The sequence below is a fragment of the Desulfofundulus sp. genome, from assembly GCF_049701015.1.
GTDB lineage: Bacteria > Bacillota > Desulfotomaculia > Desulfotomaculales > Desulfovirgulaceae > Desulfofundulus.
Genome location: NZ_JBNATZ010000060.1, coordinates 1 through 11,932 on the forward strand (window position 1 = coordinate 1; position 11,932 = coordinate 11,932).

The window sequence follows — 11,932 nt, forward strand, 5'->3', positions numbered from 1 at the left end:
ATCGCTGGTGGGGAACCGGCGGCGGGTGCTGGTGTCGGAACTCAGCGGGTTGTCCAACCTGTTCTACAAGTTAAATGAGCTCAACTTCAATCTCGATGCCAGCAGGGAAGAAACGCGCCGCTTCCTGGAAGAGATTAAGGAACTGGAGCATCAGGGGTACATGTTCGAAGGCGCCGAGGGGTCCTTCGAACTCCTTCTGCGCCGGGCGTACGATGATTACCGGGAACCCTTCAAGCTGGAAAGCCTGCGGGTGATCATAGAGCTGAAGGAAAACAGCCCCGTGTATTCCGAAGCCATCATCAAGCTAACCGTGGGCGATCAGGTGGTGCACACGGCGGCAGAAGGAAACGGTCCGGTGAACGCCCTGGACAATGCCCTCCGCAAGGCCCTGGAAGTTTTCTACCCCTGCATCCGGCACATGCAGCTCACCGACTACAAGGTACGCGTGCTTGATGAAAAGGACGGCACGGCAGCAGTGGTCCGGGTGCTGATTGAAACCGGAGACGGGAAGCGGTCCTGGGGCACCGTGGGGGTATCCACAAATATCATCGAAGCCAGCTGGCAGGCCCTGGTGGACAGCATCGCCTACGGGCTTCTCAAAAACGATGTGCTCAAAAACGAAGGAAGAAAAAATTCAGGCGCTCTTTGAGATGAGGGCGCTCCTTTATTTATAACTGCAAAAGGATTATAATGTCTTCATGAATCCAATACTAACCGTGAGCGGGGGTACGAAGGGGGAAAGAAGTTGCTGGAGCAACTCAAGGCCCTGAACCTGGATCTTCTCAACCTGACCAGCATCATCGACATTCTCATCGTGGCCTTTGTTCTCTACCGTTTATTCCTGTTGATTAAAGGTACCCGGGCGGTACAGCTGCTCAAAGGCCTGGCCGTGTTGATGGTGGCCACGGCCCTTAGCAGCTGGCTGCATTTATATACCTTTCACTGGCTGCTGCGCCAGACCATGACGGCCCTGGTTGTGGCCCTGCCCATAGTTTTTCAACCCGAGCTCCGCCGGGCACTGGAAAAGCTCGGGGGAGGACGGTTTTTCACCGGCCCGCTCATTTATCCGGGAGAAATTGACCGTTCCCGGACCATCAGCCAGGTGGTCCGGGCGGCCAGCCTGCTCTCCCGCCAGCGTACCGGGGCGTTGATTGTTCTTGAGCGCACCACCGGCCTGGAAGAATACATTGACACGGGCATTAAAATTGACGGCCTGGTATCTGCGGAATTGCTGCTCAATATATTTGAACCCCACACCCCCTTGCATGACGGTGCGGTGATCATCCGGGGGGAACGGGTGGCATCGGCGGCCTGCCTGCTGCCCCTGACTGAAAGCCCGGATGTGGCCAGGGGATTGGGCACCCGCCACCGGGCGGGTATTGGCATTACGGAAGTTTCGGATGCCCTGGCGGTAATTGTTTCCGAAGAGACGGGGATCATTTCCCTGGCTGTGGAGGGTGTGCTCGCCAGGAACCTGGACGAGCCGGCCCTGGCCGACCGCCTGGCCGGAGCCTTTGAGCCGCAAAGGGGGCGCTCCCTGGCTTTTTTGTGGTTCCGCAAACAGTAGCAGTGCCGGAGGTGTTCCTTGTTGCCCCGTTTGAACTGGCGTAATCTTTCGCTGCAAATCCTCTCGCTGTTGATGGCCCTGATCCTGTGGGTTTACGTAACTAACGAACAAAACCCCGTGGATGAACGGCTGTTTAATGTCTCCCTGCAGGGACGGGGGATACCCGATGGTTGCCTGGTGACCGGGATGCCTCCCACAGTAAATGTGCGGGCCCAGGGCAGCCGGGGCCAGCTGACCATCCTTACGCCGGGTGACTTCCAGGCGGTGGTGGATCTCTCTGGTGTAAAGCCCGGGGAAAACGAATTAACGGTCAATGTGAATGCTCCACCCGGTATCCGTATACTTCAGGTGTCTCCCTCCCGGGTGCGGGTTCAGGTGGACAGGATAGTGGAAAAGGAAGTCCCGGTGGAAGTAACCTTCAAAGGGGAACCCGGCCCGGGTCACAGCATTATGGCTGCTACGGTAGAACCGCCGCTGGTACACCTGAAAGGGCCGGAACGGCTGGTCGGCAACGTTACCCGGGTAACGGCGACCGTTGACGTTCAGGGTGCTGAGGCAACTCTGGAAAAATCGGCGGTGCTTACCGGTTTGCCCCGGGGGGTAATCGTGCACCCTTCTGCGGTGAAGGTGACCGTTCCCGTGCTGGCCATGCCGGAGAAGGAAGTACCGGTGGAACCCCAGGTCAGGGGAACTCCTGCGGCGGGTTACCAGGTGGAGGAAGTCAGGGCGGAACCCGGGACGGTGCAGGTATCGGCGCCGGCTCAAACGCTGGCAGCTTTGCAAAGGGTAAGTACGGTCCCGGTGGATATAGGTGGGGCCAGTGAAAATGTGGTGCGTAAAGTCAACCTGGTTGCTCCCGGCGGCGGGGTTGTCCTGCGACCCGATCAGGTTTGGGTTACAGTGCGTCTTTCCCCTGTGCCGGAAAACCCGCCGGAAAAAACACTTCCGCAAAAGCAAAACCAGACGTGAAAAGCGGTTGCTCTTTCCACAGGATTTTCACCAGGGGTGGGGTGATGACCTTATACCCGCCCCCGTCATATTATTGTTAGTGAACTCAAACTTTTTGACAAAAAATTGATCTCTGCAACGGCCCCAGATATAATTATCAGTGTTTGGACATGATCTCTGTCGAGCTGCGAGCGTGAAAGGAGACTTTAACCATGGGAGTAATATTTGGCACCGACGGCGTCCGGGGAGTGGCCAACCGGGAACTCACCCCGGAACTGGCCTTAAAACTGGGACGGGCGGGGGCTTACGTCCTCTCCCGGGGTTTGCCGGGGGAAAGCCTGGTCGTGGGGTGTGATACGCGCGTTTCTTCCGACATGCTGGAGGCCGCTCTGGCGGCCGGGATATGTTCGGCCGGGGTCAATGTGCTCAGGGTGGGGGTCATGCCCACCGCGTCCATTGCTTACCTCACCAGGGCCCTGGGTGCTGCCGGGGGAGTGGTCATATCCGCTTCCCACAACCCCATGGATGACAACGGGATCAAGTTTTTCGGGGCCAGCGGCTACAAGCTGTCCGACCAGGTGGAAGAGGAAATCGAACAGCTGGTTTCCTGTCCGGACGGCATTCCCGCTCCCGTGGGGGCAGGGGTGGGCCGGATCTGCCGGGTGGCCGATGCTGCGGACCGTTACGTGGCTTTTTTAAAGGAAACCGTGTCATGTGACTTTTCCGGTTTGAAGGTGGTGGTTGACTGCGCCAACGGGGCTGCCTCCCGGATTGCCCCCCGGGTGCTTGCGGAGCTGGGTGCGGAAGTTATTCCCATTTTCAACACCCCCGACGGCGTAAATATCAATGCCGGCTGCGGCTCCACCCACCCGGAGGCCCTGCAGGAAGCCGTGCTGGAGCACGGTGCCCACTTGGGGCTGGCTCATGACGGGGATGCCGACCGGGTAATCGCCGTGGACGGCCGGGGCAACCTGGTGGACGGGGACCAGATCATGGTTATCCTGGCCCGTGCCCTCCAGAAGAAGGGCCGGCTGGCCAGGAATACGGTGGTGGCCACGGTAATGAGCAACCTCGGGCTGGACCTTGCCCTGGAGCAGAGCGGTATCCGGGTCCTGAAAACCCGGGTCGGGGACCGGTACGTCCTGGAGGAACTGCTCCGCTCCGGAGCTACCTTTGGCGGGGAGCAGAGCGGGCACATCATCATGCTGGATTACAACACCACCGGAGACGGTATTTTAACGGCTTTACAGCTCCTTCAGGTCATCCGGGAGACAGGGGCCACGCTGCAGGAACTGGCCGCCCAGATGGAGAAGCTTCCTCAGTTGCTGGAAAACGTCCGGGTTGCCGATAAGGAGATGGTGATGAACAGTCCCGTTCTGGTGCAGGCTATCCGGGAACAGGAAGCACGCCTGGCCGGGCAGGGGCGCATACTGGTGCGCCCTTCGGGTACCGAACCCCTGGTGCGGGTGATGGTTGAAGGGCGGGACATGGAGCTCCTGCGCTCTATTGCCGGCGAGCTGGCGGACGTAATCCGCAGGTTATCATCTTGAAAGGGGTTTTTTGAAAGGGGGGATGGGGAAAGGCCGACTTCCAGGACAACTGAAAACTAAGCGCCAGAGCCCGGAAATTGCCGGTTAGCCAGTTGATTTATCGGGTGTTCCGGGTTGACGAGGAGGGAGTTTATCGAAGTTTTCGGCGGGTGCTCCCCGGTTTGCCACGACCGTAAACGACACTACAAAACCGGCCGGCAACGGCCGGGACAAAAGGTGTCCGGTGGCATAAGGGTAGGAGGCCGTTCTACCGAAAGCACCCCGTTCCAGAAGGGCCGGGGGTGCCGGGAGTTTTTTTTCGCAAAAGAGGCCTTTCTGTGTCCCGGTATTTCTAATTATTGGATTAATAACCTTTTATCTGGAGGTTTCTCATATGTGTGGTATCGTTGGTTATATCGGTCCCCGGCGGGCCGTACCCATACTCCTGGACGGACTGGCCAAACTGGAGTACCGCGGTTATGATTCAGCCGGCATAGCCGTCCTGGAAGGTGGAGTTGTTAAGGTGCGCAAGCGGGCGGGCAAGCTGGCCGGCCTGGCGGAAAATTTGCGGGACTACAACGGGCACGCGTGTACCGGTATCGGGCACACCCGCTGGGCCACCCACGGCTGCCCTTCGGACACCAATGCCCACCCTCACGTCGACTGTTCCGGGCGTTTCGCCGTGGTGCACAACGGGATCATTGAGAACTACCTGGAATTAAGGGAATGGCTTGGCTCGCAGGGCCACCGGTTTGCTTCCGAAACCGACACGGAGGTGCTGCCTCACCTGGTGGAGCAATTTTATCGGGGCGATCTGGTAGAGGCGGTCCGTAGGGTGGTGGAGTGCATCCGGGGTTCCTATGCCATGGTGGTGCTGGCTGCTGACGAGCCGGATAAACTGGTGGCCGTGCGCCAGGACAGCCCCCTGGTGGTGGGCCTGGGACAGGGCGAAAATTTCCTGGCTTCAGATATCCCGGCCTTGCTGGCCTATACACGGCGCACATATATTCTGGACGATGGTGAGATGGCCGTACTTACGCCGGAAGAAGTCGGCATTTTTGACAGGTGCGGGAAGCCAGTGGAGAAACGGGTCTTTGAGGTAAAATGGGAGGCCGCCCAGGCGGAGAAAAACGGCTTCGCCCATTTCATGCTTAAAGAGATTCACGAACAGCCCCGGGCCCTGCGCGATACCTTGAAAGGCCGGCTGGCCGGTGACGATTCGGCGGTGGTGCTCAAGGAGCTGGCCCTGGACGAGGAAAAGCTGAAAAATCTGCGCAAGATATTTATCACCGCCTGCGGGACCGCTTACCACGCCGGCCTGGTGGGCAAGTATGTAATCGAACAACTGGCCCGCATACCTGTGGAGGTGGATATCGCTTCCGAATTCCGCTACCGCCAGCCCATAATCGATGAAGGTACGCTGGTGATAGTAATCAGCCAGTCGGGGGAGACGGCCGATACCCTGGCGGCTTTAAGAGAAGCAAAACGCCTGGGTGCGCCGGTCCTGGCCGTGACCAACGTGGTGGACAGTTCCATTGCCCGGGAAGCCGACCATGTGCTTTATACCTGGGCCGGTCCCGAGATAGCCGTAGCCTCCACGAAAGCCTATACCACCCAGCTGGTGGCCATGTACCTGATTGCCCTGCACCTGGCCACGGTACGGGGCACCATGACACTTGAGGACAGGCGGGCGATCATTAAAGAATTGAGGCAACTGGACAGCAGGGCGGAACTGATCTTGAATAACGGCCAGGTGATCAAGGACCTCGCCCGGATGTACGGCAAGGCTGAGGATGTTTTCTTCATCGGCCGGGGCCTGGACCATGCCGTAGCCCTGGAAGGTTCCCTCAAGCTGAAGGAGATCTCCTATATACACGCAGAAGCCTACGCCGCGGGGGAGTTAAAGCACGGCACCCTGGCCCTGATTGAAAAGGGCGTGCCGGTGGTCGCCCTGGCCACGCAGAAGAACCTCTTTGAAAAGACCTTAAGCAACATCAAAGAGGTGAAGGCCCGGGACGCCACGGTCATAGCCCTGGCCATGGAGGGGCAGAAGGAGCTGGAAAAGGTGGCCGACCACGTGCTCTACATCCCGCCCACCAATCCCGTCCTGGCCCCCGTGCTGGCCGTGATACCCCTGCAGCTCCTGGCCTACCAGATGGCCGTGGTGCGGGGCTGCGACGTGGACCAGCCCCGCAACCTGGCCAAGAGCGTGACGGTGGAGTAGGGGGCGGGGGAGAACAGATTTTCATGCATATTTCCTTTATACTTTTTCCCCATGCGAAAAAAGTGGTTCCGTTTGGGTAGGGAAAAGGGAAAAGGATTGAGGTTCAAGCAGTAGTGAGGAAGAGGAGGGATAAGTAGTGAAGCCTTGAGAAATGAGGGCTTTACGCTACTTATCCCTTTTTCCTTTTGCCCTTGAACCTGTCTCATTTTAGCAGGATATGTTTCTGCTTTTACGAATATATAAAATTATATGAATATACGGGGGAGTGGATTTGATGGAGGATTTTTTAAGGCAGGCCCTGATGATGTCCGGGATCAATGCAAGCAGCAAGGATCTCCAGGCCATAGCCGTGACAATGATGGGGTTGTTGGAGGCTTCCGCACCCCTGACGTTTTTTCAGTTGACTGATGTTGTTCCCGCCCTGCTGTTTGATGCGGAGGTGGCAGTCGCATGACAGAGCTTTACTATAAGACTATTTCCGAGCTGGCACCTATGATTAAGAGTAAGGAATTATCTCCGGTCGAACTTACCGCCTCGGTTCTTGCCCGCATTGAGAGTATAGATCCAAAGTTGAACACGTACATAACCGTTTTAGGTGATATGGCGATGGCCAGTGCTAAACAAGCCGAAGCGGATATCATGGCAGGAGGCTATAAGGGACCCCTGCACGGTATTCCCATGGCATTAAAAGACTTGTTCTACACCAGGGGAATCCAAACGACCGGGGGTTCAGCCTTACTCAGAACCTTTATACCCGATTACAATGCTACGGTCGTAAACAAGCTGCTGGATGCTGGGGTAATTCTTACCGGAAAACTTAATATGCACGAATATGCGTTTGGCGCCACCAACGAAAACCCTCACTTTGGTGATGCTCACAACCCGTGGAACACGGAACATATTACCGGTGGATCAAGTGGAGGGAGCGGGGCGGCGGTTTCTGCCGGGCTTTGTGTTGCTTCTCTTGGTACCGATACGGGAGGCTCTATCCGCACTCCTTCGGCGTTGTGCGGTGTTGTTGGCCTCAAACCGACTTTCGGCAGGGTCAGCAAATACGGGGTTATTCCGCTGGCCTGGTCGCTTGATCATGTCGGACCGATGGCCCGCGGGGTCGAGGATGTCGCAATTATCCTTGAAGTGATAGCGGGGTATGATCCCAAAGACCCAACCACAAAAAATAAACCCGTGGAGACATACCGCTCTCAACTGGGGTCCGGAGTGAAGGGATTGAAAATCGGTGTACCATCCAATTATTATTTTGATGATGTTGATCCGGAAGTTGAATCACGGGTGAGGGCCGCGGTTAAAACGTTAGAATCTCTGGGTGCAGAAATAATTGATGTGTTCATTCCCGAATTGTCCCTTTCAGTTTTTGCCGAAATGGTGACCATTACAGCTGAGGCAGCTGCTTATCACCACGAAACGCTGGTAGGTAACCCTGCCGGTTATGGTGATGACGTGCGCCTATTATTGCAAGGAGGAGAACTTATTACTGCCGTCCAGTACGTAAAGGCACAGCGAGCTAGGAGAGTAATCCAGGAAGGGTTCTGGCGGGTATTTACACAGGTTGACGTTTTGGTTGCCCCAACCGTTCCCATTACAGCACCCCGTATTGGGCAAAGGTATGTAAATGTAAACGGTAAAACGAAGGACGTGGTCATGCAATTCATGGTGTGGGCCGCCCCCTGTAATCTTACCGGCATTCCGTCTATCTCTGTTCCTGTCGGCCTTTCCTCTGACGGTTTACCGGTAGGCATGCAGATAATCGGTAAACCCTTCGCGGAAGGAACCATATTAAAGGTAGCTGCTGCGTATGAGCAGGAGTCATCTCTTCAAGATATTAGACCAATTCAATGACCCAGAAAATGGCCCTTTAGCATTCGGGCAGGGGAGATAAAGTGGCGCAACTGAATTGAAACAAGGACGGGCGAGGAACGGATGGAACCTCGCCCTGTTTTTTTGTTACCACTGGTTATCACATCAGGGATCTGCAGCGAGTTGCTGCCTTTTTCAGCAGGATTCTACCTGAGTTTTGTCGAACTGGTTATGATACCCATGTAAGGACCTTGTGCAATTTTATTCTTCTATAATGAAGGGTGAATGGTTTGAGGGCTTTACTCGAAGAGTTCATGAACAATTATAGTTATGCTAGAGAGCATGAGCCGATTAAAGGTCATCCTTTGGGTAATGTGATGAAAAAAATGGTAGAAAAAGTCCAAAGTATATCCTGCGTCTCTACTTATGATGGGATTATAGTTGAAGGTTCTATTGGCAAAGGTACTTGGGCAAAAATACCGTGGTTAGCACTAATGGATTCCAGAATAACCGATACAACACAAAAGGGGATCTATGTTGTTTACTTGTTTTCCGAGGATATGAGCAAGCTTTATCTGACATTAAATCAAGGCGTCACTGAAATAGCTAAAAATTTGGGAACGGTAGAAGCGAGGCGTTCATTGAGAGATAAAGCAAGAGAGATCGGGGCACGACGTGATTTACGGGCATTAGATGGGTTTAGAATCGGAAATGATATCAATCTTGCAACTGTTTCTTCTTTAGGACAATTATACGTTGAAGGTACAATAGCCTATAAAGAATATCATGCCAAAGAGCTGCCGGATGACAATTTACTGGAAAAGGATCTGTGTTCTTTGCTTTCAGTGTATAAGAATTACGTGGATGAAGTTACCATCAATGATCGCAAGCCCGGTTACACAATTAATTATCGCGATGCCATTCACTGTATTTACGAATATATAAAAGCCAGGGGTTTCTTCTTTGAAGAAGACCTGCTCTTCAACTTTTTCCTAAGCTTAAAGACAAAACCTTTTGTCATTCTTGCCGGCATTTCGGGTACGGGAAAAACAAAGCTAATTGAGCTGTTTGCAGAAGCAGTGGGTGCAACCAGTGATAACGGTAGGTTTGAGCTTATTCCCGTTAGGCCTGATTGGAACGACAGTTCCGATTTACTGGGGTACAGGAATTTGGAAGGCAGGTTCCAGCCGGGAGTCCTTACGCGAGTCATACAGCGGGCACTTTCAGATATTAACAACCCGTACTTTGTCTGCCTGGATGAAATGAACTTGGCCCGGGTCGAGTATTACTTCAGTGACTTCCTGAGTCTTCTGGAGACCAGGCGGTGGGATAAAGGAAAAATACGGACTAATAAGATATTTAGGGAAACCGACTTTGTCTTCCAAGAAGACCGGAAGGAATTTGCTGGCTTGTACATTCCTGAAAACCTGTATATTGTCGGTACGGTTAATATGGATGAAACAACTCATCCTTTCAGCAAGAAAGTCTTAGACAGGGCTAATACTATTGAGTTCTTTGAGGTTGCTTTAGACAACTACGGTAGCTATCAAGAGAGGAGTCATTTCGAAGGACAAGCCTTTGTTCCCCCAGAAGTTCCTTCTTCAGTTCTAAAAAGCGAATACTGTGTCTTAAGGGAGTGTCTACCAGAAAGAAAAGCCATAGTAGATGAAGTAGTAAACATTTTGATAAAGGTCAACGATATTTTGCAGCCGGCTAACCTGCACGTTGGTTACCGGGTTCGGGATGAGATTAGTTTTTATATGATTTATAACCAGGAATATGGGTTAATGGACAAAGACAATGCTTTTGATTGGCAGCTTCTTCAAAAGATTCTGCCTCGGCTCCAGGGGAGTTCACGCAAAATTTACCAAGCTCTAATAGGCCTGTTTGAATTATGCACCAATGTTTCCTTAGAAAGTGACGAAGGTGCTGCCGAAGAAGCGGAAAAAATCTTAGAAAATATCTCAGTAGTAAGATGGCCAAGAAGTGCCCGAAAGATTGCCTACATGCTGGGGAGGTATGAGGAGGATGGGTTTACATCTTTCTGGGCATAGGCAATATGAATTGTTACAGGTTGAAACTAAAGATTTCGTTTTTACGATCAAGGGAAGACCCATCCACCCCACAGTTGATGCTCTGAATTTGCACCGTACAGATGCTGGGCAGTGGATAACAGCTGAACTACTCATCTCTTGCCATATCGATTTTGAGGCTCGGGTTTTTGACCCTTTTGAAGAGGGGAACAGCAAGTTATACATTCCGGGGGAACGCTATTTTCCTTGTTTTTATGAAAACCAGACTTATGAGGTGATCATTGAAGACAGAACCGAAGGCGGATTGCAATTTTTTCACGAAAACAAACACATCCGTGAAGCCATCGCTTATATCGGTCGTTCGAAGGTAATGTCGGGAAACATCAATTTCAGAAATGACATTGGTTTATCTCAATTGGAGATTTGGGCTAACTCAAAGAGATTATTGACGGTTACTATTGAAGTTTTCCCCGCGAAGATAGAGTACCGTAGTGACTACTTCCAACTCCTCACCGAAGTTACTGCAGAGCTGTATAATCTAGCCTTTGATTTTCTTCAACGCACATATTTTTTGGCTCAACCATCTTCGAGCATCAAGCCCGGTTTGACTGAGTTTTTTAGTATCATTAGGTACTGCTTTGAGAGGCTGTATCAAGCACTGAAAAGGATTGAAAACTGTCCCCATCATATGATCACCAATGAGAGAAGGCTCACCCATGGTGAAAATGTAAGACGAGTTGATGGCAGTTCTTTGAAATGGTTGGTCAAAAAGCAGTCTTTTTTGCAGAGAAGCAGGAGAGGAATAAAGGTAGGTGGCGACACCTATTTCCCAACAAAAATCCTTGAGATTAGGAAGAAAATTGATTTTGATACCTTTGAGAATCGTTTTGTCAAATGGGTAATTAGCTCGATTCAGAACAAATTACGCCACTTTCAGAGAGTATATCGAAGAACATTTGTTGATTCAAGTATTTTTGATGAGAAAATAATTGAGATGACTGATTCTATGTGGAATAGGTTATCTAAAATGAAGAGGTTTAGCTTCCTTGTTGATGTCGGAGATTTATACCGGATAGATAATCTCTCACTGGTCTTACAAATGGCCCCCGGGTATCGGGAGGTCTATAAGTATTATTTAATGTTAGTTAAAGGGCTGTGTTTACAGTCCGATATTTTCCATATCTCCGTCAAGGACTTGGCCCAGCTTTATGAGTATTGGTGCTTTCTTAAACTACACTCTATATTACGAGACAGGTACCAATTAGAGACACATGATCTAATCAAAGTAAACAATACGGGCTTAACAGTTAGATTGGACACATCAAGACGGGCTCGTATTTATTACACAAATCCCCAAAATAACGAAAAAATTATTTTGTCTTACAACAACTTACACAATACAAAGCTACCTACCACTAACCAAAAGCCCGACAATATGCTTACTCTGAAAAAGGAAGATGGAGATGTTGAATACCAATATGTTTTTGACGCCAAATACCGCTTAAATCCAGCCCTTCCTGGTAGTAGTTATTATTCAAAATATGGCAAACCAGGACCTGAAGAGGACGATATTAATACCATGCATCGTTATCGTGATGCTATACTTTATTCGCGAGGTGAGAAAATAGCCAAAACTGTTTTTGGGGCCTACATTCTTTTCCCTTACAAGGATGGTAGTTACTATGCAGGGATAACAGACGGTAAACCACATGCCTTTTACTCGAGTATTGAAAAGGTAAATATCGGGGGGCTACCTTTTCTTCCAGGGGAGACCGGTTTAGTTGAAAGCTTTTTGGATGAATTGATTATGGACACA

General features: G+C 51.7%; 9 protein-coding genes. All 9 read left to right on the plus strand.

Translation table 11 applies throughout. The features are described from left to right. Positions 1 to 649: alpha-isopropylmalate synthase regulatory domain-containing protein (locus tag ACPLUI_RS05650; protein WP_424659300.1), on the plus strand; the 649-nt coding region annotated here is incomplete at its 5' end. A gap of 96 nt (positions 650 to 745) precedes the next feature. Beyond that, entirely contained in the window at positions 746 to 1,567 is an 822-nt protein-coding gene (gene cdaA / locus ACPLUI_RS05655; protein WP_424659301.1) for a diadenylate cyclase CdaA, read from the plus strand. A gap of 30 nt (positions 1,568 to 1,597) precedes the next feature. Beyond that, entirely contained in the window at positions 1,598 to 2,536 is a 939-nt protein-coding gene (locus ACPLUI_RS05660; protein WP_424659302.1) for a CdaR family protein, read from the plus strand. Positions 2,537 to 2,727: 191 nt separating this feature from the next. Continuing rightward, on the plus strand, positions 2,728 to 4,065 hold the full coding sequence (glmM, locus tag ACPLUI_RS05665) for a phosphoglucosamine mutase (RefSeq protein ID WP_424659303.1): 1,338 nt from the start codon (positions 2,728 to 2,730) through the stop codon (positions 4,063 to 4,065). 373 nt (positions 4,066 to 4,438) lie between these two features. Beyond that, positions 4,439 to 6,268, plus strand: coding sequence for a glutamine--fructose-6-phosphate transaminase (isomerizing) (gene glmS / locus ACPLUI_RS05670; RefSeq protein ID WP_424659304.1), 1,830 nt, complete (start codon positions 4,439 to 4,441; stop codon positions 6,266 to 6,268). Positions 6,269 to 6,542: 274 nt separating this feature from the next. Further along, complete coding sequence (locus tag ACPLUI_RS05675) at positions 6,543 to 6,722, plus strand: hypothetical protein (RefSeq protein WP_424659305.1); 180 nt, start codon at positions 6,543 to 6,545, stop codon at positions 6,720 to 6,722. Next, complete coding sequence (locus ACPLUI_RS05680; protein WP_424659306.1) at positions 6,719 to 8,125, plus strand: amidase; 1,407 nt, start codon at positions 6,719 to 6,721, stop codon at positions 8,123 to 8,125. Before ACPLUI_RS05675 ends, ACPLUI_RS05680 begins: the two co-directional genes overlap by 4 nt. Positions 8,126 to 8,364: 239 nt before the next feature. Then, complete coding sequence (locus ACPLUI_RS05685) at positions 8,365 to 10,137, plus strand: McrB family protein (RefSeq protein WP_424659307.1); 1,773 nt, start codon at positions 8,365 to 8,367, stop codon at positions 10,135 to 10,137. Continuing rightward, the coding region (locus ACPLUI_RS05690) for a DUF2357 domain-containing protein (protein ID WP_424659308.1) at positions 10,112 to 11,932 on the plus strand (1,821 nt) is incomplete at its 3' end. The genes ACPLUI_RS05685 and ACPLUI_RS05690, both read left to right, overlap by 26 nt.

What these genes read in the sequence shown, in the direction of transcription:
- glmM (WP_424659303.1), top strand. Translation starts at nt 2,728, where the DNA reads ATGGGAGTAATATTTGGCACCGACGGCGTCCGGGGAGTGGCCAACCGG.
- glmS (WP_424659304.1), top strand. Translation starts at nt 4,439, where the DNA reads ATGTGTGGTATCGTTGGTTATATCGGTCCCCGGCGGGCCGTACCCATA.
- ACPLUI_RS05675 (WP_424659305.1), top strand. Translation starts at nt 6,543, where the DNA reads ATGGAGGATTTTTTAAGGCAGGCCCTGATGATGTCCGGGATCAATGCA.
- ACPLUI_RS05680 (WP_424659306.1), top strand. Translation starts at nt 6,719, where the DNA reads ATGACAGAGCTTTACTATAAGACTATTTCCGAGCTGGCACCTATGATT.